The organism is Serratia surfactantfaciens, assembly GCF_001642805.2.
GTDB classification, from domain to species: Bacteria; Pseudomonadota; Gammaproteobacteria; order Enterobacterales; family Enterobacteriaceae; genus Serratia; species Serratia surfactantfaciens.
The window spans coordinates 3,673,816-3,699,424 of record NZ_CP016948.1 but is presented as its reverse complement, the minus strand read 5'-3'; the positions used below and the strand labels follow the sequence as shown (position 1 = coordinate 3,699,424).

Here is a 25,609-nt window from a genome sequence, read left to right as displayed (position 1 = left end):
GCTTTTTCACCACATTGATAAGACGATCGCTGCCGATGGATTGTAATCAATGTGTTAACTGCGGGATAATAAAGCGTGCATGATGAGCCTGTACCCGCAGTTCTCACCGAGCAAGGTTGAAACGCCGCCTGTGGTAATCCCTTACGCAAAGAGCGGTTATTTTGCGATTTGGCGCAATAACTGACTGATTAAAAATACGTAAGGTGGAGGCAGTTTTTTGACAAGGCGCCGAGCCGTGCGCCGCAAGTGTGAATTTAACGCAGCTGATGTTGCAAGTGAGAGATCAATGTCGAATAAACCGTTCCACTATCAAGATCCGTTCCCGCTGAAGAAAGACGATACCGAATACTACCTGCTGAGCCGCGACCACGTTTCCGTGAGCGAATTTGAAGGCCAGGAAGTTCTGAAAGTTGCCCCTGAAGCGTTAACCCTGCTTGCCCAGCACGCGTTCCACGACGCGTCGTTCATGCTGCGCCCGGCGCACCAACAGCAGGTGGCCGATATCCTCAAAGATCCGGACGCCAGCGAAAACGACAAGTACGTTGCGCTGCAATTTCTGCGTAACTCAGAAATCGCCGCCAAGGGTATTTTACCGACCTGCCAGGACACCGGCACGGCGATCATCGTGGGCAAGAAAGGCCAACGCGTCTGGACTGGCGGCGGCGATGAAGCTGCCCTGTCGCGCGGGGTATATAACACCTACATCGAAGAAAACCTGCGCTATTCGCAGAACGCCGCGCTGGATATGTACAAAGAGGTCAATACCGGCAGCAACCTGCCGGCGCAGATCGATCTCTACAGCGTGGACGGCGAAGAGTACAAGTTCCTGTGCATCGCCAAGGGCGGCGGCTCCGCCAACAAAACCTATCTGTATCAGGAAACCAAGGCGCTGCTGTCGCCGGGCAAACTGAAAAACTATCTGGTCGACAAGATGCGCACGCTGGGCACTGCGGCTTGCCCGCCGTATCACGTGGCGTTCGTCATCGGCGGCACCTCGGCAGAAGCGACGCTGAAAACCGTCAAGCTGGCCTCGACCAAGTATTACGACGGTCTGCCGACCGAAGGCAACGAGCATGGCCAGGCGTTCCGCGATCTGGAACTCGAAGCGGAACTGCTGCAAGAAGCGCAGAATCTGGGGCTGGGCGCACAGTTCGGCGGTAAATACTTCGCGCACGATATCCGCGTAGTGCGCCTGCCGCGCCACGGCGCGTCCTGCCCGGTCGGCATGGGTGTCTCCTGCTCGGCGGACCGAAACATCAAAGGCAAGATCAACCGCGACGGTATCTGGCTGGAAAAACTGGAGCACAATCCGGGTAAATTCATTCCTCAGGAGCTGCGCCAGGCCGGGGAGGGCGAGGCGATCAAGGTCGATCTCAACCGCCCGATGGCCGAGATCCTCAAACAGCTGTCGCAGTACCCGGTTTCCACCCGTCTGTCGCTGAGCGGCACCATCATCGTCGGTCGCGATATCGCGCACGCCAAGCTGAAAGAGCGTCTGGATCGCGGTGAAGGCCTGCCGCAGTACGTCAAGGATCACCCGATCTATTACGCCGGCCCGGCCAAAACGCCGGAAGGCTATGCGTCCGGTTCGTTGGGGCCAACCACCGCCGGGCGTATGGATTCCTATGTCGATCTGCTGCAATCCCACGGCGGCAGCATGATCATGCTGGCGAAAGGCAACCGCAGCCAGCAGGTGACGGATGCCTGCCACAAGCACGGCGGTTTCTACCTCGGCAGCATCGGCGGCCCGGCGGCGGTGCTGGCGCAGCAGAGCATCAAGAGCCTGGAGTGCGTGGAGTATCCTGAGCTGGGTATGGAAGCGATCTGGAAAATCGAAGTGGAAGATTTCCCGGCGTTTATCCTGGTGGATGACAAAGGCAATGACTTCTTCCAGAAGATCCAGGCCGGTCAGTGCTCCAGCTGCCTGAAATAATCGCTGCTCCCCCTCCACCGCCTGCGGGCGGTGGAGGGGGTTGTGTAAAGTCCTGTAGCTTGCTGGACGCCGAGTTTTAACCTGTATACCCTACGTGGATAGCACTAAAATTCGACTAATGGAATATCGGCAACAGAAGGTTTCAGCAAGCACATGGGAACGCAGGAAAATCATATCAGGGAACTGCTGGTCTGGATTGAAGATAACCTGACCAATCCGCTGTCGTTGGATATCGTTTCCGCCAAGTCAGGCTATACGAAATGGTACCTGCAGCGCATGTTCAAGAAGCAGACCGGATTGTCGTTAGCCTCTTACATTCGCGCTCGCCGCCTCTATCTCGCCGCTTTCGCCTTGCGTTTCACGCAGAAGAGCATCCTCGATATTTCGGTAGAATATCAATTCGATAATCAGCAGACGTTCTCGCGCTGTTTCAAGAAACACTTCGCCGAATCGCCCAGCGTGTATCGCCATGCCCGCAAACAGGACTTCAGCAACCTGGTGCGTTCGCTGGCGGCCAGCCAGCCCGGCGATATTCAGGTCGAACGCGTCAGCATCGCCAGAGGACAATACGCGTTTCACGGCAAGCATTACGCGTACCATCTGGATATCGAGAATCTGGATAAGTCGCACCTGCCGCTGCGCAGCGCGCTGCGGGCGCAGTTCTACACCTTGTTGGGCGAGCGCCCGACGCAGACCTATTCATTTACCCAGCTGGTGCCGGACGGCGAGCGGGTCAGAGTCGACTATACCCTGGGCGTGAAGACGGAATATCCGCTGCGCGAAGGCGTGGCGCTGGAGCCGCTGCCGGAGATCCACGGCGAGTTTTGCCGTTTTCGCTATTCAGGCAAGCCGGTGGCGCTCAACGATCACATCATTAAGATTTACACGCAGGTGCTGCCCGAAATGGGGCTGGCCCGCGGTGACGGGCCGGACATGACGGTGTTCAGCTATTCGCTGAGCGGGAAAGAGGAGCTGCACCTGGAGCTGCAGCATCTGGTGCCGGTGGTGCCGCTGCACTGAGCCCGTCGGCGGCCGGCAGCCGGTTTTTTTGCTGCACGATAGCCGCCATCACCGCCAGGGCGATTTCCGCCGGGGTTTTGCTGCCGAGCGGCAGGCCGATCGGCGCATGGATGCGTTCCAGCTCCTGCGGCGTGAACTCGGCGATCTGCTGCAAACGCTGGCGCCGCCGCGCGCTGTTTCTGAGCGAGCCCATGGCGCCGATGTAAAACGCCGGGGTGTGGATCGCTTCCATCAGTGTCAGGTCGTCCATCCGCGGATCGTGGGTCAGCGCCACGACGGCGGTGTTGGCATGGCAGCCGCCTTCCTCGATGAACTTGGCCGGAAACTGGCGCAGCAGCGTCACGCCGGGCTTCAGCTCGGCGGCGAAGTTGTCCAGCGCCTCAGGGCGGTTCTCGCACACCAGCACCTCAAACCCCAGCGCTACGGCGAAATCGGCGCAGTACAGCGCCACGCTGGACAGCCCGGCGATCAGCAGGCGCGGCGCGGCCGCGATATGCAGGGTGATCTGCTCGAGCCGGCGTTCAACCTGAGTGGCGCTGGTGAAATGGCTCTGCTCAAGGCTATGGCAGGCGTTGGGCAGCGTCAGGCGTTTGAGCAACGCATGATGCCCTTCCAGCGCGCCGGCGATGCGCTGCAGGTAAGCGACGCTGGCTTCTCCCGCCGGCAGATACTCGATCAGCACGTCCAACACGCCGCCGCACGGCAGCGCTACATTGGGCGTCATGCCGCCTTCGCCGTAACGGATCACCTGGCTGGCCGCCTGATACTCCCCGGCGGCCACGCGCCGCAGAAAGTCTTCCTCCACGCACCCGCCCGACAATGAGCCGCTGTAGCGGCCGTCACGGGTCGCCGCCATCAGCGCGCCCGGCGACCGCGGCGAAGAGCCGTAGGTGCTGAGCACGGTGCATAGCCAGACCGGCTGTTGTTGCAGCCAGCTTATCGCCTGGCTGACCACGGTGACATCAAGATGTTGCATAGGTGAATTTACTCGCTGGCCGGGAGTTGCGATGGAAGATCAATATCCTGCACGACGCCGGGGTGCTCAAGCGGCAACAGGTGTACCGCTGCGCCTTGCAGCAGCCCACGCGCGCCATTATCGCCGTGCAATTGGCAAAGTTGTTTGCGCAATAGGGCGGAAAAGCCGACCGGGTGACCGGGCTGTTGCGCATAGCTGGGGCGCACGATCGCGTGTTGCCGTAAGGCGTTCGCCACCTGTCGAAAGACATCGGCGCTGACGAACGGCATATCCGCCAGGTGGATCAACCAGCCTTGCCAGTGCGACGTGGCCGCAACGCCCGCGGCGATCGAGTCGCCGAGGCCCGCGCTGGCGAGCAGGGTGACCGGCACCTGGTTGGCGGCGCAGGCTGCCAGTACCGGCAGATTATCCGGCCGGGTCACAACCTGTACCGGCAGGCCGGAAGCCAGCGCCTGGCATAGGGTGTGCTCGAACAGCGAACGCCGCTCGCCCGCCGCATCGGCAAATCCTGCGTTTAACTTGTTGCCCTGGCCGCCGGCCTGAATAAATCGCTCCCCGCGTCCGGCGGCGGTAATGACAATGCCCGTAGTCATGGTTGAAGCCCGCGTTTGCGCAAATTATTTATTAGCATACAAACCATAAGTGTTTTGCAAATGTTTTTTTGTTGAAAACAGCCTGTTAATCATCACATAATTTTAGTTATAAGCATATGCTTATGACGTCTACGGCAAGGTCGTCAGCGTTTGCGCAACAACACCGCGAACAAAAACCAATTACAAGAAAGACGTGAAGGACTTATTTATGAGCAATTTCAACCCGTCGCGGCGCCGCTTTATCAAAAGCGCCGTGATTGCGGGGGTATCCGTGTACCTCGCGCCTTTGTACAGCCGCGCCTACGCCGCGCTGTTCGAGCAAAAAATCCTCCAGTCGCCCAACTGGGATCCGCAGGCCAAGCGCGTGCGTTTCCGCATCGACGGCCGCGCCAAGGTTATGGGGCAGAAGGTGTTCGCACGCGATATCCGCGCGGTGGACATGCCGCACTGGCCGCAGAAACAGGCGCACGCCTTTATTCTGCGCGTCACCCAAGCCGACCGGCTGTTCGAAGGGGTCGATCTGTCGCTGCTGGGGGACGATCTGCAGCCGGATCGCCTGGTGACGGCGGAAGATCTGGCGCGCGACGGCCTGGCTTTCCCGGCGTTCTACGGTGATGACATGCTGCTGCCGAGCGGCAAAACCCCGGCCTACCTTGGCCAGGCGGTGGCAATCCTGATCTATCACGACTTCGCCCGTTTCCGTTTCGCCAAGGACAAGCTGAAATTCCGTGAAGAGACCATCAAATACGGCGCGGTGACCGGCCCGCTGGAGCGCGATCCCTGGGGCAGCTTCCGCTATGTGCGGGTGGGCGGGGAGCAGCCGTTCGACGACGATCGCTTCTCCAGCCTGAAGGACACGCCGATTTTCCCGGTGTCGATGAAAAAACACCTGCCGGTATGGCCGGAAGGGCGCGAGGGCGGCAAGCTGGATCAGGAAGGCATGCGCTATGCGGGCCTGATCGCCGACGAGCTGGCGAATCCGCCGGCCGATTGGCTGGTGATGTCGCGCCGTTACACCACGCAGTCCATCGACACCTCGGCGCTGGAGCCGGACAACGCCAACGGCTGGTTTGACGCACAGACGCAAACGCTGCATCTGGTGGTGCCGACCCAGTCGCCGCAGGAAGTGGCCGACGAAATGCCGCGCATGCTGGCCAAACGCAACCCGCCGGTGAAACAGCTGATCCTGCACCCGTGCTACACCGTGGGCTACGGTTCGAAAGATCACTACAACTTCCCGTATTACGGCGCAGTGGCGGCGATGTACGGTGACGGCCATCCGGTGCGCCTGGCCAACGACCGCTTCGAACAGTTCCAGACGGCGCTGAAGCGTCACGCGTTCGACATGAACTACCGCATCGCGGTGAACCGTCAGACCGGCGTCATGCAGTCGTTCCTCGGTGACATGACCGCGGACGGCGGCGGCCGCAGCAACTTTACCCCTTCGGTGGTGATGGTCGGCGCGACCGCCGCCCAGTCGATTTACTACTTCCCGAAAAGCGATCTGTCGTCGGTCGGATTAGCTTCACGCGCCATCGACGCCGGTTCGGCGCGTGGTTACGGCACGCTGCAGAGCATGGCCGCCACCGAGATGATGGTGGATGAACTGGCCGCCGAGCTGAAGATCGACCCTATCGAGTTTCGCCTGCGCAACGTGCTGAAATCCGGTATGAAAAACACTCAGGGGGCGATCCCGGCCGGTGCGATCCGCGCCGATGAAGTGCTGGAGAAGGCGGCGAAGCATGAGATGTGGCTCAAGCGCGCCGAACGCAAGGCCGAGTTTGAGAGCCGTCATCCCGGCAAGCGCTATGGCGTTGGTTTCGGCTGCGTGCAGAAAGATTTCGGCACCGGGGCGGAAACTTCGTTCGCCCGGGTGGAGCTGAGCGAAGATGGCCGCATCACCCTGCATCACAGCGGCGCGGAGATGGGCACCGGCATGTCGACCTCGCAGTCGGTGCTGTGCGCCCAGTGGCTGGGCAAACCGGCCGACGAAGCGCACTTCTCGGTCACCGACTGGTCGGTGCTACCGATGGTCACCAGCGGCGATCCTTACCTGATGTCGCAGCAAGAGCAGGACAAGCTGCAAACCAACCCTAACTGGACGCCGAGCTACTGTTCGCCGTCCAGCGCCAGCAACTCGGCCTATTACTTCTCACACAGCACCCGCGAAGCGGCGCGCCTGATCTTCGATCACGGCCTGTGGCCGGCGGCGATGGCGCTGTGGCAGGCCGGTATCGGCGGCGGCCAGGCGGCGCCGTTGGTGGTGCGGCGCGAAGATGCGCGTTGGGTCGAAGGCGGCCTGACGGCGGCGGGCATGTCGGTGCTGAGCCTCGAACTGCTGGCCAAGACGGCTTATAAGATGGGCGGCGTCACCGGCGCGGCGGTGCATGTCTTCAACCGCTGGCAGTGGGCGGAGGCCGATTTCACGCTGAACGGCAAAAGCGAACGCCTGCCGGTCGACGGCATGGCGCTGCGCAACGCCGGCGGCGAATTCAAACCGCTGGCGCGCGGGCAGGTCTACTACCCGCCGACCCAGCGCAACAATGCGGCGGTGACCTACTACAGCGCCGTCGGCACGCTGGCGGAAGTGGCGGTGGATATCGCCACCGGCCAGGTGGAACTGCTGAATCACCATTCGATCATGGAGTGCGGCAACCTGATCGTGCCGGAACTGGTTTCCGGCCAGCTGCAGGGCGGGCTGGCGATGGGCATCGGCCACGCGCTGCACGAATATTTACCGCTGTACGAAGACGGCCCGGGCAACGGCACCTGGAACTTCAACCGTTACCACCTGCCGCGCGCCAGCGACGTGGCGGTGTGGAAACAGAGCGGCGACATCCTGCCGGCGCTGTCGGAAACCGATCCGCCGAAAGGCATGGCGGAGGTGGTGATGATCCCGATCGTGGCCGCGCTGGTCAACGCCATCGCCGACGCCACCGGCCACCGTTTCCGTGATTTGCCCGTTCGTGCAGAAAATATTCGTGAGGTATTACAATGAGCATTAAAACCCAGCCGATCTCCCTGACTATCAACGAGAAACCGTACGGCCCGATCGAGGTGCCGGAAGGCTTGATGATGATCGATTTCCTGCACGAGTATCTCGATCTGACCGGTTCTCGCCTCGGTTGCGGGCAGGGCATTTGCCACGCTTGCGTGGCGATCGTCGATCACCCGAGCGGCACCAGCGAAGAGGTGCGTACCTGCATCACCGGCGCGCATTTCTTCAACGGCAAGAAAGTGCGCACCGTCGAGGGCCACGCCAAGGTGGACGAACAGGGCGAGGTGGTTGAGCTGTCGCCGATCCAGCAGGCGTTTCTGGAGCACTACAGCTTCCAGTGCGGCTACTGCACGCCGGGCTTCGTCAATGCCGCCACCATTTTCGTGGAAAAGCTCAAGCGTGAGCCGATTGCCCGCGATCAGCTGGAAAACGCCATCGAGCAGGCGCTGGACAGCCATATCTGTCGCTGCACCGGCTACGTGCGTTACTACGAAGCGGTGCGCGACGTGGTGCTGAAAACGCCGGGGCTGTTAAAGGAGACGGCACAATGAAAAAACGTCTCGCAGGGTTGATTTTGCTGGTGGCGATCGTGGTGATTGCGCTGTTGTGGTGGCGGGAAAACCGCCGTTACGACGGTCCGGTGCAGCAGGTGACCGCCAGCGCCGAACAGATCGCCCGCGGCCGCTATCTGGCGCAGGCCGCCGACTGCGCCGCCTGTCATACCGCCAGCGGCGGGGCGCCGTTGGCCGGCGGCTATCCGCTGGACACGCCGTTCGGCACGATTTACGGCAGCAACCTGACGCCGTCGGCCGATCACGGCATCGGGCGCTGGAGCAAGGACGACTTCTTCCTGGCGCTGACGCAGGGCGTGGCACCGGGCGGGCGCCATCTGTATCCGGCGATGCCTTACACCTCGTACAAGGGTATTTCGCGTCAGGACGCCGATGATATCTATGCTTACCTGATGACGCGTCCGGCGGTAGACGTGGCCATTCCGGCCAACGAGATGCCGTTCCCGTTCAACCAGCGGATGGCGCTGATCGGCTGGAATCTGCTGTTCCGCAGCCAGGATCCGCTGCCGGCCAGTTCGCAGGGCAGCTCGCCGCAATGGCAGCGCGGCCGCTATCTGGCCGATGTGCTGGGCCACTGTGGTGAATGCCACACGCCGCGCGGCGCGCTGGGGCAGATGGATCTCGGCAAGCCGATGCAGGGCGGCGATCTCGGTCGCTTCATGGCGCCGGACATTACGCCGCATGGCCTGGCGCAGCGCGGCTGGACGCCGCAGGACGTCAGCCGCTTCCTCAGCACCGGCCTTGCACCGCAGGGTTCCGCCTTCAGTGAAATGCATATGGTGGTGGATCTCAGCACCCGTCATTTGACGCCGCAAGACCATCAGGCATTGGCGCTGTATCTGATGGGCGAGCAGCCGCCGGCGGCAGTGCCGGTAACAGTGGGCCAGGGCAGCGATGTCGGGCGCATGACCTATCTGGATCAGTGTGCCGGCTGCCATGCGCGCGAAGGCGAGGGCAAACCGCACGTCGCGCCGGCGATGCGCGATAACGCCACGCTGCGCCAGGCGGACGGCAAGAACCTGATCGTGTCGGTGCTGGACGGCCTGCCGGCCCAGCAGTTCCCGAACGGTGAAAGCATGCAGAGCATGCCGGGCTTCGGTGAGCGGCTGAGCGATGCTGACGTGGCCGAGCTGGTGAATTACCTGCGTGTGACCTGGGGCGGTTTGCCGGCGGATATCACCGCCGAGCAGGTGAAAGCGCTGCGTAAGTAAGCGGCGTTCAGGCAAAAAAATGGCCCGCATCTGCGGGCCGTTTTATTTATTGCGCGGTTACGGGATTCAACGGCTGGTGACGCCGTCGACGCGTTGGCTGCGCTGTTTGATGGCGTAACCGACGGCCAGGATCGCCACCCACACAGGGATCAGCAGCACCGAGATTTGAATGCCCGGCGTCAGATACATGATCACCAGGATGCCGGCCATGAACAGCAGGCACAGGTAGTTGCTGAACGGGTACCAGAACGCTTTGAACTTCGGCACTACGCCTTCGCGGTTTTTGGCGGCGCGGAATTTCAGGTGCGCCAGGCTTATCATCGCCCAGTTGATCACCAGCGCCGACACCACTAGCGCCATCAGCAGTTCGAAGGCGCGGCCCGGGATCAGGTAGTTAATCAGCACGCACAGCGCGGTGGCGAGGGCGGAAATGCCGATGGCCACCACCGGCACGCCGCGGCCATCGACCTTCAGCAGGCTTTTCGGCCCGTTGCCCTGCTGCGCCAGGCCGTACAGCATGCGGCTGTTGCAGTAGACGCAGCTGTTGTAGACCGACAGCGCGGCGGTGAGCACCACGATGTTCAGCACGGTCGCCACCAGGTTACTGTTCAGCGCGTGGAAGATCAGCACGAACGGGCTGCCGCCTTCGACCACTTTGCCCCACGGGTACAGCGACAGCAGAATGGCCAGTGAACCGATATAGAAGATCAGGATGCGGTAGATCACCTGATTGGTGGCTTTCGGGATGCTCTTTTGCGGGTTGTCGGCTTCGGCGGCGGTGATGCCGACCAGCTCGAGGCCGCCGAAGGAGAACATGATCACCGCCATCGCCATCACCAGGCCCATGATGCCGTTCGGGAAGAACCCGCCTTGCGCCCACAGGTTGGTGACGGTGGCTTCCGGGCCGCCCAGGCCGCTGAACAGCAGGTAGGCGCCGAACACGATCATGCCGATAATCGCTACCACCTTGATGATGGCGAACCAGAACTCCATCTCGCCGTAAACTTTGACGTTGGCCAGGTTAATGGCGTTGATCGCCAGGAAGAACACCGCGGCGGAAACCCAGGTGGGGATCTCCGGCCACCAGTACTGTACGTAGATGCCGACCGCGGTCAGCTCCGCCATCGCCACCAGGACATACAGCACCCAGTAGTTCCAGCCGGAGGCGAAGCCGGCGAAGTTGCCCCAGTATTTGTAGGCGAAGTGGCTGAAGGAACCGGCGACCGGCTCTTCCACCACCATTTCCCCCAGCTGGCGCATGATCAGAAACGCGATGAAGCCACCGATGGCGTAGCCGAGAAGCACTGACGGGCCGGCCATTTTTATTGTTTGAGCGATACCGAGAAATAATCCGGTGCCGATTGCGCCACCTAAGGCGATGAGCTGAATATGGCGGTTTTTCAGGCCGCGTTTCAGCTGGTCACCATGCTGTTGACCATCCATCAATCTAACCCTCTGTCGTTGTGAATGCCCACATGCCTGTAAAGCAGTGGTTACGATGTGTGTTTTGTTTTATTTACGACGTTATATCTATTAATTCCACGGCGCCGCTACCGTTTGGCAGAGAATAATGTTATGTGCGTCGGTTTGCACCTGCTTTGTCGTGTGAGTGATTAAGATTGCAGCAGTTTAGGAAACAAAATGCGGGTTGTGTGACGGCGGGGGGGATTCAGTGCATGAAATAAGCAACAAATCACATAATGCGCAAAAATAACGTAGATCTGTGCGGTGGGCTGCGTTCAAATAATGAACAAATCAGCACCGTATTGCTCGCCAAATAGTCATTCATCAAAGCGTAATAACCATGCAATAAAACTCGGGCAAAAAGTTTGCACTCTTCCTTGCGTAAGGTTTGGTAAAAGTTAAATCCATAACCCGTCGCGTAAATGGTAATACCATCACGGCGTTACCGGTTTGCAGCGGGGTTTTCAGCGGGGTGTTAAAATGTGCGGGTAACCTGATTTCGATCAAGGCCCGTATGGACAGGAGGTGAATACTTTGTTACTTTACCGTCACGTTTTTGAAATTGGTATTACCAATTGACTCCGCGCCATTCGCAGAGAAGAATTCACTCATGGCCTACAGCAAAATCCGCCAACCCAAGTTGTCAGATGTTATCGAGCAACAGCTCGAATATCTGATCCTCGAGGGGACACTGCGCCCAGGCGAAAAACTGCCTCCGGAGCGCGAGCTGGCGAAACAGTTTGATGTCTCCCGTCCTTCTCTGAGAGAGGCCATTCAGCGCCTGGAAGCGAAAGGGCTGCTCCTGCGCCGTCAGGGCGGCGGCACCTTCGTGCAAACTAATCTGTGGCAGAGCTTCAGCGATCCGCTGGCCGAGCTGCTGGCCGACCATCCCGAATCACAGTTCGATCTGCTGGAAACCCGTCACGCGCTGGAAGGCATCGCCGCCTATTACGCGGCGCTGCGCGGCACCGATGAAGATCTGGCGCGCATCCGCGATTGCCACATTGTGATTCAGCAGGCTCAGGACAGCGGCGATCTCGACGCCGAAGCCGATGCGGTCATGCAGTATCAAATCGCCGTGACCGAAGCCGCCCACAACGTTGTGTTACTTCACCTGCTACGCTGCATGGGGCCGATGCTGGAACAGAACGTGCGTCAGAACTTTGAATTGCTCTACTCGCGCCGTGAGATGTTGGCAAAAGTGAGCAGCCACCGCGCCGGAATTTTTGAGGCGATTGTGGCACGCGAGCCGGAAAAGGCCCGTGAAGCCTCGCATCGCCACTTGGCGTTTATCGAGGAAATCTTGCTGGATCTCAGCCGGGAGCATACCCGACGCGAGAGATCGCTACGGCGTCTCCAGCAACGCAAGGATTAAGAGCTGTCCTCTTCAGGGTACACCAGCCTGCGGGGGTTAAGTTCGAGGTACTTAGTTAAGTACTTAAGCGGCAACTAAACTGATGGGCCTGTCTTCGTGTGTTTTTTCACAGAGCACAGGAAGACAGGCTCCAAACAAACCATTAGACAGATAAGGAATACCACCATGTCAGAACGTTTAAACAATGACGTGGATCCGATCGAAACCCGCGACTGGCTGCAGGCGATCGAATCGGTCATCCGTGAAGAGGGTGTTGAGCGAGCTCAGTTTCTGATTGATCAGGTATTGGGAGAAGCCCGCAAAGGCGGCGTTAACGTTGCGGCCGGTGCTGCAGCGCACAACTACGTCAACACCATCGCGGTCGAAGACGAACCGGCTTACCCGGGCAACCTGGATCTGGAGCGCCGCATTCGTTCAGCGATCCGTTGGAACGCGGTCATGACCGTTCTGCGCGCATCCAAAAAAGACCTGGAGCTGGGCGGCCACATGGCTTCCTTCCAGTCTTCCGCGACCTTCTATGAAGTCTGCTTTAACCACTTCTTCCGCGCACGCAACGAGAAAGACGGCGGCGACCTGGTGTACTTCCAGGGCCACATCTCTCCGGGCGTTTACGCGCGTGCCTTCCTTGAAGGCCGCCTGACCGAAGAACAAATGAACAACTTCCGTCAGGAAGTGCACGGCAACGGCCTGTCGTCTTACCCGCATCCTAAGCTGATGCCGGAATTCTGGCAGTTCCCGACCGTTTCCATGGGCCTGGGCCCAATCAGCGCCATCTATCAGGCGAAGTTCCTGAAGTACCTGGAACACCGTGGCCTGAAAGACACCTCTGATCAAACCGTTTACGCCTTCCTGGGCGACGGCGAGATGGATGAGCCGGAATCCAAAGGCGCCATCACCATCGCGACCCGCGAGAAGCTGGACAACCTGGTGTTCGTCATCAACTGCAACCTGCAGCGTCTGGACGGCCCGGTCACCGGTAACGGCAAGATCATCAACGAACTGGAAGGCATCTTCTCCGGCGCAGGCTGGCAGGTGCTGAAAGTGATCTGGGGCGGCCGTTGGGACGAGCTGCTGCGTAAAGACACCAGCGGTAAACTGGTTCAGCTGATGAACGAGACCCTGGACGGCGACTACCAGACCTTCAAATCCAAAGACGGCGCTTACGTGCGCGAGCACTTCTTCGGCCGTTACCCGGAAACCGCTGCGCTGGTCAAAGACATGACCGACGACGAAATCTGGGCGCTGAACCGTGGTGGTCACGATCCGAAGAAAATCTTCGCTGCACTGAAAAAAGCGCAGGACACCAAAGGCAAACCGACCGTTATCCTGGCCCACACCATCAAAGGTTACGGCATGGGTGAAACCGCGGAAGGTAAAAACATCGCTCACCAGGTGAAGAAAATGAACATGGAAGGGGTTCACCACTTCCGCGATCGTTTCAACGTGCCAGTTGCCGATGCTGACATCGAAAAACTGCCGTACATCACCTTCGAGAAAGATTCCGAAGAGTACAAATACTTGCACGAACGTCGCCAGGCGCTGAAAGGCTACGTGCCGACTCGTCTGCCGGAGTTCACCCAGAAGCTGGAAATGCCGGCGCTGGAAGATTTCAGCTCGCTGCTGGAAGAGCAGAACAAAGAGATCTCCACCACTATCGCCTTCGTGCGTGCCCTGAACGTGATGCTGAAGAACAAGTCGATCAAAGATCGCCTGGTGCCAATCATCGCTGACGAAGCGCGTACCTTCGGTATGGAAGGTCTGTTCCGTCAGATCGGTATCTACAGCCCGAACGGCCAGCAGTACACTCCGCAGGACCGTGAGCAGGTTGCTTACTACAAAGAAGACGAGAAAGGCCAAATCCTGCAGGAAGGCATCAACGAACTGGGCGCAGCTTCTTCCTGGCTGGCCGCAGCGACTTCCTACAGCACCAACGATCTGCCGATGATTCCGTTCTACATCTACTACTCGATGTTCGGTTTCCAACGTATCGGCGACCTGTGCTGGGCAGCAGGCGACCAACAGGCGCGCGGCTTCCTGATCGGCGGGACGTCGGGCCGTACTACCCTGAACGGCGAAGGTCTGCAGCACGAAGATGGCCACAGCCACATTCAGTCTCTGACCATCCCTAACTGCATCTCTTACGATCCGGCTTACGCGTACGAAGTAGCGGTAATCATGCACGACGGTCTGGTGCGCATGTATGGCGACAACCCAGAAAACGTGTACTACTACCTGACCACGCTGAACGAAAACTACCACATGCCTGCGATGCCGCAGGGTGCGGAAGAGGGTATTCGCAAGGGTATCTACAAGCTGGAAACGCTGGAAGGCAGCAAAGGCAAAGTACAGCTGCTGGGCTCCGGGGCCATCCTGCGCCACGTGCGTGAAGCTGCGCAGATCCTGGCGAAGGACTACGGCGTGGGTTCCGACACCTACAGCGTGACCTCGTTCACCGAACTGGCGCGCGACGGCCAGGACTGCGAGCGCTGGAACATGCTGCACCCAACCGAAACGCCACGCGTGCCTTACATCGCTCAGGTGATGAGCGACGCGCCGGCGGTAGCCTCTACCGACTACATGAAACTGTTCGCCGAGCAGGTTCGTACTTATGTGCCGGCCAGCGATTATCGCGTACTGGGCACCGACGGCTTCGGTCGTTCGGACAGCCGCGAAAACCTGCGTCACCACTTCGAAGTCGATGCGTCTTACGTGGTGGTTGCTGCTCTGGGCGAACTGGCTAAACGCGGTGAGATCGAAGCTTCTGTGGTTGCTGATGCAATCAAGAAATTCAACATCAACCCAGAAAAAGTTAACCCGCGTCTGGCCTAAGAGGTACTGAATAATGTCTATCGAAATCAACGTACCGGACATCGGTGCAGATGAAGTCGAAATCACCGAGATTCTGGTGAAGGTCGGCGATAAAGTTGAAGTGGAACAATCGCTGATCACCGTGGAGGGCGACAAGGCTTCCATGGAAGTGCCATCCCCGCAGGCGGGCGTGGTGAAAGAGATCAAAGTGGCGGTCGGCGATAAAACTGAAACCGGCAAACTGATCATGATCTTCGAAGCGGCAGGCGCAGCGGAAGCTGCACCGGCGGCGAAAGCGGAAGAAAAACCGGCGGCAGCAGCAGCTGCCCCGGCTGCCGCTGCGGCCAAAGACGTTGCCGTGCCGGACATCGGCGCCGACGAAGTTGAAGTGACCGAGATCCTGGTGAAAGTGGGCGACAAGGTGGAAGCCGAGCAGTCCCTGATCACCGTTGAAGGCGACAAGGCTTCCATGGAAGTCCCTGCGCCGTTCGCGGGCACCGTGAAAGAGATCAAGATCGCGACCGGCGACAAAGTGAAAACCGGCTCCCTGATCATGGTGTTCGAAGTGGCCGGCGCCGCATCCGCTGCGGCCCCGGTTGCGGCGCAAGCTCCTGCCGCCGCTGCAGCGCCAGCGGCCTCTGCGGCCAAAGACGTCGCCGTGCCGGATATCGGCGGCGACGAAGTCGAAGTGACCGAAGTGATGGTTAAGGTAGGCGACAAGGTTGCCGCCGAGCAGTCTCTGATCACCGTGGAAGGCGACAAGGCTTCTATGGAAGTGCCTGCGCCGTTCGCGGGTACCGTGAAAGAGATCAAGATCGCGACCGGCGACAAAGTGAAAACCGGCTCCCTGATCATGGTGTTCGAAGTGGAAGGCGCTGCGCCAGCCGCTGCCGCCGCTCCAGCTGCTAAAGCGGAAGCTGCGCCGGCTCCGGCCGCCGCTAAAGCCGCCGCACCAGCTGCGAAAGCTGACGACAAGGGCGAGTTCGCCGAGAACGCGGCCTACGTGCACGCGACCCCGGTCATTCGTCGTCTGGCGCGTGAGTTCGGCGTTAACCTGGCGAAAGTGAAAGGCACCGGTCGTAAAGGCCGCATCCTGCGCGAAGACGTTCAGACTTACGTGAAAGACGCGGTGAAACGCGCCGAAGCGGCCCCGGCTGCTGCCGGCGGCGGTCTGCCGGGCATGCTGCCATGGCCGAAAGTGGACTTCAGCAAGTTCGGCGAGATCGAAGAAGTCGAAATGGGCCGCATCCAGAAAATCTCTGGCGCGAACCTGAGCCGCAACTGGGTGATGATCCCGCACGTGACTCACTTCGACAAAACCGACATCACCGATCTGGAAGCGTTCCGCAAGCAGCAGAACGAAGAAGCGGCCAAGCGCAAGCTGGACGTGAAGTTCACGCCTGTCGTGTTCATCATGAAAGCCGTCGCCGCCGCTCTGGAGCAGATGCCGCGCTTCAACAGCTCGCTGTCCGAAGATGGCCAGAAGCTGACGCTGAAGAAATACATCAACATCGGCGTGGCGGTAGATACCCCGAACGGCCTGGTGGTTCCGGTGTTCAAGGACGTGAACAAGAAGAGCATCACCGAGCTGTCTCGCGAACTGATGGCCATCTCCAAGAAAGCGCGCGACGGCAAGCTGACCGCGGGCGAGATGCAGGGCGGTTGCTTCACCATCTCCAGCCTGGGCGGTATCGGGACGACTCACTTCGCGCCGATCGTCAATGCGCCGGAAGTGGCAATCCTGGGCGTCTCCAAGTCTGCGATGGAGCCGGTCTGGAACGGTAAAGAGTTCATGCCGCGCCTGATGATGCCGATGTCGCTGTCCTTCGACCACCGCGTTATCGACGGTGCCGATGGTGCGCGCTTCATCACCATCATCAACAACATGTTGTCCGACATTCGCCGTCTGGTGATGTAATGCAAAAGGGGCGCAGCATGCTGCGCCCCTGACGATTCTGTAGCAGTTTTGTCGGATTTTGCATTACTCGACAAAATTGTTGAGACACGGGTCACTCGAACACGCTTTGCAGATTATTAACAATTCTGTAAACTGCTCGCGGTGTAAGCGTCCCGGTGGATGAAGGGCGTTATGAGATCGATTAGCAATAAAAATGACGTCTGACCCGCCGGACAATCAATTAAGAGGTCATGATGAGTACTGAAATTAAAACTCAGGTCGTGGTACTTGGGGCGGGCCCGGCAGGTTACTCTGCAGCCTTTCGTTGCGCTGACTTAGGTCTTGAAACCGTTCTGGTTGAACGTTATTCCACTCTGGGCGGGGTTTGCCTGAACGTGGGATGTATCCCTTCCAAAGCACTGCTGCACGTTGCCAAAGTGATCGAAGAAGCCAAAGCGCTGGCCGAACACGGCATCGTTTTCGGCGAGCCGAAAACCGACATCGATAAAGTGCGCGTCTGGAAAGAAAAAGTCATCACTCAGCTGACCGGCGGTCTGGCTGGCATGGCGAAAGGCCGTAAAGTGAAAGTGGTCAACGGCCTGGGCAAGTTCACCGGCGCTAACACCCTGGTTGTGGAAGGCGAAAACGGCCCAACCACCATCAACTTCGACAACGCCATCATCGCTGCAGGTTCTCGTCCGATCCAACTGCCATTCATTCCTCATGAAGATCCACGCGTGTGGGATTCTACCGATGCGCTGGAACTGAAAACCGTCCCAGAGCGTCTGCTGGTTATGGGCGGCGGCATCATCGGCCTGGAAATGGGCACCGTATACCATGCGCTGGGTTCACAGATCGACGTGGTTGAAATGTTCGATCAGGTTATCCCGGCTGCAGATAAAGACGTGGTGAAAGTCTTCACCAAGCGCATCAGCAAGCAGTTCAACCTGATGCTGGAAACCAAAGTGACCGCGGTAGAAGCCAAAGAAGACGGCATCTACGTCACGATGGAAGGTAAAAAAGCGCCGGCAGAACCACAGCGTTACGACGCGGTGCTGGTGGCGATCGGCCGCGTGCCGAACGGCAAACTGCTGGATGCCGGCAAAGCCGGTGTTGAAGTTGACGAGCGTGGCTTCATCAACGTCGACAAACAGCTGCGCACCAACGTGCCGCACATCTTCGCTATCGGCGACATCGTCGGTCAGCCGATGCTGGCGCACAAAGGCGTGCACGAAGGCCACGTTGCCGCGGAAGTCATCGCCGGCATGAAGCACTACTTCGACCCGAAAGTGATCCCATCCATCGCTTACACCGAGCCGGAAGTGGCATGGGTGGGTCTGACCGAGAAAGAAGCGAAAGAGAAAGGCATCAGCTACGAAACCTCCACCTTCCCGTGGGCGGCTTCCGGCCGTGCGATCGCTTCCGACTGTGCAGACGGCATGACCAAACTGATCTTCGACAAAGAAACTCACCGCATCATCGGTGGCGCGATTGTCGGCACCAACGGCGGCGAGCTGCTGGGTGAAATCGGTCTGGCTATCGAGATGGGCTGCGACGCGGAAGACATCGCGCTGACCATCCACGCTCACCCGACCCTGCACGAATCCGTGGGTCTGGCGGCGGAAATCTATGAAGGCAGCATCACCGACCTGCCTAACCCGAAAGCCAAGAAGAAGTAATTCTGCTGGCTTGACCGGTTAACAAGCGGCTCCTGAAAAGGGGCCGTTTTTTTTTGGCTCAGATTCAGGGAGCGGTTTTTTTGTGGCCGCTGCGCCAAATTCCGATCCCCATGCTTATATCCATTCTAACTCTATGGATATAATGCCCTGCTAGTCCGGCAGCCGATTACGCTGCGCTCAACGATTCAGCAAAGATTTAATGTTGCTTTTATGTGAACGAATTAACAACCGTTTCAAATCCTGATATGCTGGCTGAGCGGAACCGGGCACTGTACCTTACAGTCCAGGACATCGACAGCAGTGCCCCGTCAGGATAGATGGCATCAATATCGCCGTGCGCTCTACCCATCAGTCTTTCATGCTGCAACGCTGTTTGACCGTGCTTGTTTACCCCAATCACCGTTTCGGGGACTTTACGGGCCGATCGCCTAGCCACAGTGTGAAACCCAAGGGTATAAACCCGGTTTGCATATACGCCAGGCACAATAAATGACAATGAGAGCGAGGAGAACGTCGTGCTAGAAGAATACCGTAAGCACGTAGCCGAGCGTGCTGCTGAGGGCATCGCCCCTAAGCCGCTAGACGCCACCCAAATGGCCGCGCTGGTCGAACTACTGAAGAATCCGCCAAAAGGCGAAGAAGAATTCCTGTTAGACCTGCTGATTAACCGTGTTCCACCGGGCGTCGATGAAGCCGCCTACGTCAAAGCAGGTTTCCTGGCGGCCATCGCCAAAGGTGAAGCGACATCCCCCCTGGTTACCCCCGAGAAAGCGATTGAACTGTTAGGCACCATGCAAGGTGGCTATAACATTCATCCGCTGATTGAAGCGCTGGACAACGAAAAGCTGGCGCCGATCGCCGCCAAAGCGCTGTCCCACACGCTGCTGATGTTCGACAACTTCTACGATGTGGAAGAGAAGGCGAAGGCCGGCAATCCGCACGCCAAGCAGATCATGCAGTCCTGGGCAGACGCCGAATGGTACCTGTCGCGCCCTGAACTGGCGGAAAAGATCACCGTCACCGTGTTCAAAGTCACCGGCGAAACCAACACCGACGACCTTTCTCCGGCGCCGGACGCCTGGTCGCGCCCTGACATCCCGCTGCACGCGCTGGCGATGCTGAAAAACGAACGTGAAGGCATCGTGCCGGATCAGCCGGGCAGCGTTGGCCCGATCAAACAGATCGAGCTGCTGAACAAGAAAGGCTTCCCGCTGGCCTACGTCGGCGACGTGGTCGGCACCGGTTCTTCCCGTAAATCCGCCACCAACTCCGTGCTGTGGTTTATGGGCGACGACATCCCGCACGTGCCGAACAAGCGCGGCGGCGGCGTGGTGCTGGGCGGCAAGATTGCGCCAATCTTCTTCAATACCATGGAAGATGCCGGCGCATTGCCGATCGAAGTGGACGTGTCCGAGCTGAACATGGGGGACGTGATCGACGTTTACCCGTACAAAGGTGAAGTGCGCAACCACGAGACCGGCGCGCTGATCGCCAACTTCGAGCTGAAAACCGACGTGCTGCTGGATGAAGTGCGCGCCGGCGGCCGCATCCCGCTGATCATCGGTCGCGGCCTGACCACCAAGGCGCGCGAAGCGCTGGGCCTGCCGCACAGCGACGTGTTCCGCATCGCCAAACCGGTTGCCGCCAGCAGCAAAGGCTTCTCGCTGGCGCAGAAAATGGTGGGCCGCGCCTGCGGCGTCGCCGGCATTCGCCCTGGCGAATACTGCGAACCGAAGATGACCTCCGTCGGTTCTCAGGACACCACCGGCCCGATGACCCGCGATGAGCTGAAAGACCTGGCCTGCCTCGGTTTCTCCGCCGATCTGGTCATGCAGTCGTTCTGCCATACCGCCGCATACCCGAAACCGGTTGATGTGACCACGCACCACACGCTGCCTGACTTCATCATGAACCGTGGCGGCGTCTCGCTGCGTCCGGGCGACGGCGTGATCCACTCCTGGCTGAACCGCATGCTGCTGCCTGACACCGTCGGCACCGGCGGCGATTCCCACACCCGTTTCCCGATCGGCATTTCCTTCCCGGCCGGTTCCGGCCTGGTGGCGTTTGCCGCCGCGACCGGCGTCATGCCGCTGGATATGCCTGAGTCGGTGCTGGTGCGCTTCAAAGGCAAAATGCAGCCGGGCATCACCCTGCGCGATCTGGTGCATGCCATCCCTTACTACGCGATCCAGCAGGGTCTGCTGACCGTCGAGAAGAAGGGCAAGAAAAACATCTTCTCCGGCCGCATTCTGGAGATCGAAGGCCTGCCGGATCTGAAGGTCGAGCAGGCGTTTGAGCTGACCGATGCGTCCGCCGAACGTTCCGCCGCCGGTTGTACCATCAAGCTGGACAAGGCGCCGATCGAAGAGTACCTGAACTCCAACATCGTGCTGCTGAAGTGGATGATCTCCGAAGGCTACGGCGATCGCCGTACGCTGGAGCGCCGTATTCAGGGCATGGAGAAATGGCTGGCGGATCCACAGTTGCTGGAAGGCGATGCGGATGCTGAATATGCGGCGGTGATCGACATCGATCTGAACGAGATCAAAGAGCCGATCCTGTGTGCGCCGAACGATCCTGACGATGCACGCCTGCTGTCCGACGTGGCCAACAGCAAAATCGATGAAGTGTTCATCGGTTCTTGCATGACCAACATCGGCCACTTCCGCGCTGCCGGCAAGCTGCTGGATCAGCACAAGGGGCAGTTGCCGACCCGTCTGTGGGTGGCGCCGCCAACCAAGATGGACGCGGCTCAGCTGACCGAAGAGGGCTATTACAGCGTCTTCGGCAAGAGCGGCGCGCGTATCGAGATCCCGGGCTGCTCGCTGTGCATGGGCAACCAGGCGCGCGTAGCGGACGGCGCGACGGTGGTTTCCACCTCGACCCGTAACTTCCCGAACCGTCTGGGCACCGGCGCCAACGTCTATCTGGCCTCTGCCGAACTGGCTGCCGTTGCGTCCCTGCTGGGCCGCCTGCCGACGCCGGACGAGTACCAGACCTATATGGCGCAGGTTGACAAGACGGCGGCGGATACCTACCGCTACCTGAACTTTGACCAACTGGGGCAGTACACCGAAAAAGCCGACGGCGTGATCTTCCAAACCGCGGTTTAATTCGGATTGGCATTAAATCAAACGATGGGGCCCATTAAGGGCCCCATTTTTTTCATCCAGATATTCATACGGTTAGCCACGCCCGTTGCGCATCTCGTTGCCCCTAAAATGGTTGAAGGGGACATCTCCACGCTCCGGAAATGCGCCTCGGTAACCGTGTTTGGGATCGAAACGGTTATCCACATGGCCGCGAAATTCTCGTGGACCGTGGAACCAGGGCCCTGCGCCGATAAATCTGCCGCCGATAAACCAATCGGGGCCGTAATAGCCGTAAGGGGCGCAATAGTAGGGCGCATAATCGTAGTAGCCATAGGGGCAAGCGGGTTCCGGGCCGATATTGACGATGACGTCTGCAGCCGCTCTGGTCGTGGGCAACAGCAGCAAACACGCCAGCAACAACATAGGATATTTCGATAAAATAGCGTTCATTTTCAATCTCCTGATACAGGAAATGGTCTGCATCCGGCGACATCTTCACGGTGGCGAGACGAGGTCGGTACGCGGCTGCATGGGCTATTTTTTAAATATCTCTACATGGATGTCTTTGTGGTCGCTCTCTTGTCCGCTGGCGGAGACGATGCGATAGAAGCAGTCCTTCCCGTCCAGCCCACTGAGTTCATTACATTTTTTATCAACGGCTGCGGAAATGTATTTATGGCCGACGGTAGGCAGGCCGGTCTGTTGAACGGAGAGATCGCCAAGTTTGGTGTAATTGGCTGATTCTTCAAGCGTGATTTGCTTGGCGGCGAACGCCGATGCAGAGAACATTACGCTCAGTGCAATAATGGAGATTATGTATTTCATGGCACACATCCTGATCGTGGTGATAGGTATGAAGGAGGTGAGGACACCTCTGGCCGCTAGTGAACACAATTCAAGCTCCTTTATTTAAAAGCTAATCGATATTGAGGAGATGTCAATCAAGCCTCCTCGCATCATGAATTGGTAACTTGTTTATTTTAAAAGGAAATAATTAATCTGATAAAATCATGACATACATCTTCACGGTCTCTACATGATTCAAATAAATAGCCTGTTATCTGCCGACGCTCGGCACACTTTCCGCATGGCGAGCCTGCGCCGCACGGTGATGATGTATTCATTTCCCTTTCCTCGATAGATCGCATCCGGCGTCTTCCCATCACCGCCGCAAGCCGCTATATTGCGCGCCGCCGAGGTTTTATTTTGCCGAGTTGCCAACTTTGCGAGCGCTCACTGAGTTAGCAATCAATTTATGTTTACACTAAGAAAAAGGGCTCAGGAGGGCATGCTATGGATTACGAATTTCTGCGTGACGTTACCGGTCAGGTGATCGTCAGATTTTCGATGGGGCATGAAGCGATTGGCCACTGGATCAACGAAGAAGTCAAAGGCGATTTCAACCTGCTGGACCGCATTGAAGCCGGTGCGGCCGAGGTAAAAGGCAGCGAGCGTCAATGGCAGTTGGAAGGCCATGAATATACGCTGTTGATGGATGGTGAAGAGGTGATGATCCGCGCCAATCAGCTGGAGTTCGAAGGCGATGAAATGGAAGAGGGGATGAATTACTACGACGAAGAAAGCCTCTCATTCTGCGGCGTTGAGGATTTCCTGCTGGTGTTGAAGGCCTATCGTTCTTTCATGCTGAAGTATTAAGCATCGGGGCGCACCGTGTGCGCCCCTTCCATCACAGATGCGGGATATTGCGGCCGTAATAGATTTCCTGCATCTCTTTCCATAACAGATCGGTGATCTGTTTGCGCTCGGCGGCTCTCAACGCTTCCGGTTCTGCGTTAAACAGGTAGTGCTTCAGATCGAAGTCTTTCAGCAACATCTTGGTATGGAAGATATTTTCCTGATAAACGTTCACGTCCATCATGTGGTACAGCGCTTTGATGTCTTCCGACATAAAGTTCTGAATCGAATTGATCTCATGATCGATGTAATGTTTCACGCCGTTCACGTCGCGGGTAAAACCGCGCACGCGATAGTCCATGGTGACGATGTCGGATTCCAACTGGTGAATTAAGTAGTTCAGCGCCTTGAGGGGCGAAATGACGCCGCAGGTCGAAACCTCGATATCGGCGCGGAAGGTGCAAAGCCCGCCTTCCGGGTGGCTTTCCGGGTAGGTGTGCACGCAGATATGGCTCTTGTCCAGGTGCGCGACGACCGTATTCGGCAGTGGGCCGGGGTGTTCCGACGTATCGACATCTTTCGGGTCGATCGGTTCTTCGCTGACCAGGATGGTGACGCTGGCGCCCTGTGGATCGTAGTCCTGGCGCGCGATGTTCAGAATATTGGCGCCGATGATCGAGCAGGTTTCGCTCAGGATCTCGGTCAGCCGGTTGGCATTATATTGTTCGTCAATGTAGGCGATATAGCCGTCGCGATCGTCTGCGGTCTTGGCGTAACAAATATCGTAAATACAAAAACTCAGGCTCTTGGTCAGGTTGTTGAAGCCGTGCAGTTTTAGCTTATGCAATTTGGGCCACCTCCTTTATCTTCTCGCTTAACGTGTTACGTTCAGGGCATTGAGCAAATATTGCGGCAGGGCAAAACTGCCAACGTGAATTGCCGGGTTGTAATAACGGCAGTGCAGGCCGCTTTGGTTAAAGCGCTGTTGCAGGGCAGGCTGACCGAGCTGGCGCAGCGCCGGGTTCTGGCTCGCCCAGGCGAAGGTCATGATGCCGCCGTAATAGGTCGGGATCGCAGCCTGATAGAAGCTGACGTCGGTAAAATAGCGGCTCAGTTTGGCGTGGCTGTTGACCGCCTCGTCCTGCTGCAGGAAACAGACGCCGTTTTGCGCGACGAAAATGCCGCCCTCATTCAGGCAGCGGGCGCAGCCTTCATAAAACGCCGAGGTGAACAGGCTTTCGCCGGGGCCGATCGGATCGGTGCAGTCGGAAATGATCACATCGAACGTTTCGTCGGTTTGATTCACGAAATTGACGCCGTCGTCGATCACCAGTTTGAAACGCGGATCGTCATAGGCACCGGCGCTGTGGTTGGGCAGGTACTGGCGGCAGAATTCGACGACACCGGCGTCGATCTCGACCATGGTGATCTGCTCCACGCCAGGGTGCCGGCTGACTTCGCGCAGCATGCCGCCGTCGCCGCCGCCGATGATCAGCACTTTCTTCGCCGCGCCGTGCGCCAGCAGCGGCACATGGGTCAGCATTTCGTGATAGATGAACTCGTCACGCTCGGTGGTTTGCACCACGCCGTCGAGCGCCATCACGCGCCCCAGCACCGGGTTCTCGAAGATCACCAGATCCTGATGATCGGTCTTCTCGCGGTACAGTACCTTCTCTACCGAGAAGTACTGGCCGAAGCCCGTATGCAGCGTTTCGTACCAAATTTCTTTCTGGGTCATGTGCGGGAAACTCCGTAATAACAGCCATGAAAAATCGGCGCAACATAATAGCTAACTCTGCCTGGCGATGCACGGTTGAATTTCAGACAGAGGGAGCGGAAGGCGGACGGGAAAGGGGGGGGGGGAATTAATTGGCGTAAGCCAGCAGGCTCAAAGAGTCGCGCGCCAGCGATTTGCACTTTTTAGGCGTTGGAATGGCAATGCCGCTGAGATCGCGATAGCTGTCTTCGCCCAGCGCCTTCATGTTAAAGCTGTTGTAGTTGCTCAGATCCCAGCGATTTTGTTGCGCGAAATAGACGATGGCGCGTTTGATTTGCGCGTTTGGCAAATCGTTGTAGCCGCAATCATTTTTCAAATAAATAAATACCGCCGTCAGATCGGCCAGATCTTCCGCCTCGGATTCATTCAGCGCCAGACTGGCGTTGGAGAAGCCCAGCATCGCCAGCAGCAGCATCGATAACGTTGTTTTTTTCATCATGAAATAGACCTGTTTGTCGTCTGCAGACGTTACCACACTTGCCTGTAAAGGCACCAAATTTTATTGCCGGCGGGCCAGCGTAATGTTCGCCAGTCGCACTCTCTTGATTGTGAGGCATAGCTTAAAATACCGCCAGGAAA

At 58.4% G+C, this 25,609-nt stretch carries 19 protein-coding genes; 11 read left to right on the top strand and 8 right to left on the bottom strand.

Features of this window, described 5'->3' with window-relative positions; translation table 11 throughout:
* Window positions 1-286 precede the first annotated feature (286 nt).
* Both fumA and ATE40_RS17350 read left to right on the top strand, forming a co-directional pair.
* Complete coding sequence (gene fumA / locus ATE40_RS17355; RefSeq protein WP_063919689.1) at window positions 287-1,933, top strand: class I fumarate hydratase FumA; 1,647 nt, start codon at window positions 287-289, stop codon at window positions 1,931-1,933.
* A gap of 153 nt (window positions 1,934-2,086) precedes the next feature.
* Window positions 2,087-2,953 carry a helix-turn-helix domain-containing protein gene (locus tag ATE40_RS17350; protein ID WP_019456084.1) on the top strand — a complete coding sequence of 289 codons (867 nt, stop codon included), beginning with the start codon at window positions 2,087-2,089 and terminating at the stop codon, window positions 2,951-2,953.
* Here the strand turns inward: ATE40_RS17350 and ATE40_RS17345 are convergent.
* Window positions 2,877-3,929: an XdhC family protein gene (locus ATE40_RS17345; protein WP_063919688.1), complete on the bottom strand. Its 1,053-nt coding sequence runs from the start codon at window positions 3,927-3,929 to the stop codon at window positions 2,877-2,879. The two genes, ATE40_RS17350 and ATE40_RS17345, sit on opposite strands and share 77 nt — an antisense overlap.
* A gap of 8 nt (window positions 3,930-3,937) precedes the next feature.
* Window positions 3,938-4,522: a nucleotidyltransferase family protein gene (locus ATE40_RS17340; RefSeq protein ID WP_063919687.1), complete on the bottom strand. Its 585-nt coding sequence runs from the start codon at window positions 4,520-4,522 to the stop codon at window positions 3,938-3,940.
* 208 nt (window positions 4,523-4,730) lie between these two features.
* Between ATE40_RS17340 and ATE40_RS17335 the strand changes: the two genes are divergently transcribed.
* From ATE40_RS17335 to ATE40_RS17325, 3 genes are read left to right on the top strand one after another with little or no spacing between them, the layout of a single operon-like run.
* Complete coding sequence (locus ATE40_RS17335; protein ID WP_063919686.1) at window positions 4,731-7,520, top strand: xanthine dehydrogenase family protein molybdopterin-binding subunit; 2,790 nt, start codon at window positions 4,731-4,733, stop codon at window positions 7,518-7,520.
* Entirely contained in the window at window positions 7,517-8,071 is a 555-nt protein-coding gene (locus ATE40_RS17330; protein WP_063919685.1) for a (2Fe-2S)-binding protein, read from the top strand. The genes ATE40_RS17335 and ATE40_RS17330 overlap by 4 nt, the downstream gene beginning before the upstream one ends.
* Window positions 8,068-9,303, top strand: a complete 1,236-nt coding sequence (locus ATE40_RS17325; protein ID WP_063919684.1) for a cytochrome c — start codon at window positions 8,068-8,070, stop codon at window positions 9,301-9,303. Before ATE40_RS17330 ends, ATE40_RS17325 begins: the two co-directional genes overlap by 4 nt.
* Before the next feature lie 66 nt (window positions 9,304-9,369).
* Here ATE40_RS17325 and ATE40_RS17320 read toward each other — a convergent pair whose 3' ends face one another.
* Window positions 9,370-10,746: an amino acid permease gene (locus ATE40_RS17320; RefSeq protein WP_019456078.1), complete on the bottom strand. Its 1,377-nt coding sequence runs from the start codon at window positions 10,744-10,746 to the stop codon at window positions 9,370-9,372.
* Between the two features lie 631 nt (window positions 10,747-11,377).
* On the opposite strand from ATE40_RS17320, the gene pdhR reads away from it, so the two are divergent.
* From pdhR to acnB, 5 genes are all read left to right on the top strand, one after another.
* Window positions 11,378-12,142, top strand: a complete 765-nt coding sequence (gene pdhR / locus ATE40_RS17315) for a pyruvate dehydrogenase complex transcriptional repressor PdhR (RefSeq protein ID WP_004937490.1) — start codon at window positions 11,378-11,380, stop codon at window positions 12,140-12,142.
* Window positions 12,143-12,307: 165 nt separating this feature from the next.
* Window positions 12,308-14,971, top strand: a complete 2,664-nt coding sequence (gene aceE / locus ATE40_RS17310) for a pyruvate dehydrogenase (acetyl-transferring), homodimeric type (protein ID WP_063919683.1) — start codon at window positions 12,308-12,310, stop codon at window positions 14,969-14,971.
* 13 nt (window positions 14,972-14,984) lie between these two features.
* On the top strand, window positions 14,985-16,868 hold the full coding sequence (gene aceF / locus ATE40_RS17305) for a pyruvate dehydrogenase complex dihydrolipoyllysine-residue acetyltransferase (RefSeq protein ID WP_063919682.1): 1,884 nt from the start codon (window positions 14,985-14,987) through the stop codon (window positions 16,866-16,868).
* A gap of 233 nt (window positions 16,869-17,101) precedes the next feature.
* Window positions 17,102-18,526 (top strand): dihydrolipoyl dehydrogenase, encoded by a 1,425-nt coding sequence (gene lpdA / locus ATE40_RS17300; RefSeq protein ID WP_004937500.1) that lies wholly within the window; start codon window positions 17,102-17,104, stop codon window positions 18,524-18,526.
* A gap of 515 nt (window positions 18,527-19,041) precedes the next feature.
* On the top strand, window positions 19,042-21,639 hold the full coding sequence (acnB, locus tag ATE40_RS17295; RefSeq protein ID WP_004937504.1) for a bifunctional aconitate hydratase 2/2-methylisocitrate dehydratase: 2,598 nt from the start codon (window positions 19,042-19,044) through the stop codon (window positions 21,637-21,639).
* A 72-nt stretch (window positions 21,640-21,711) separates the two neighbouring features.
* Here acnB and ATE40_RS24325 read toward each other — a convergent pair whose 3' ends face one another.
* Window positions 21,712-22,068: a hypothetical protein gene (locus ATE40_RS24325; RefSeq protein WP_071532881.1), complete on the bottom strand. Its 357-nt coding sequence runs from the start codon at window positions 22,066-22,068 to the stop codon at window positions 21,712-21,714.
* 84 nt (window positions 22,069-22,152) lie between these two features.
* Window positions 22,153-22,443, bottom strand: a complete 291-nt coding sequence (locus tag ATE40_RS17285) for a hypothetical protein (protein ID WP_025160355.1) — start codon at window positions 22,441-22,443, stop codon at window positions 22,153-22,155.
* 468 nt (window positions 22,444-22,911) lie between these two features.
* Here ATE40_RS17285 and yacL point away from each other — a divergent pair, with 468 nt between their 5' ends.
* Window positions 22,912-23,274 carry a protein YacL gene (gene yacL, locus ATE40_RS17280; protein ID WP_004937507.1) on the top strand — a complete coding sequence of 121 codons (363 nt, stop codon included), beginning with the start codon at window positions 22,912-22,914 and terminating at the stop codon, window positions 23,272-23,274.
* 31 nt (window positions 23,275-23,305) lie between these two features.
* Here the strand turns inward: yacL and speD are convergent, their stop codons facing one another.
* The 3 genes from speD to ATE40_RS17265 form a co-directional block, all read right to left on the bottom strand.
* Window positions 23,306-24,100, bottom strand: coding sequence for an adenosylmethionine decarboxylase (speD, locus tag ATE40_RS17275; RefSeq protein WP_063919680.1), 795 nt, complete (start codon window positions 24,098-24,100; stop codon window positions 23,306-23,308).
* A gap of 27 nt (window positions 24,101-24,127) precedes the next feature.
* Entirely contained in the window at window positions 24,128-24,991 is an 864-nt protein-coding gene (gene speE / locus ATE40_RS17270; RefSeq protein WP_019456072.1) for a polyamine aminopropyltransferase, read from the bottom strand.
* 127 nt (window positions 24,992-25,118) lie between these two features.
* Complete coding sequence (locus tag ATE40_RS17265) at window positions 25,119-25,466, bottom strand: YacC family pilotin-like protein (RefSeq protein ID WP_004937515.1); 348 nt, start codon at window positions 25,464-25,466, stop codon at window positions 25,119-25,121.
* Window positions 25,467-25,609 lie beyond the last annotated feature (143 nt).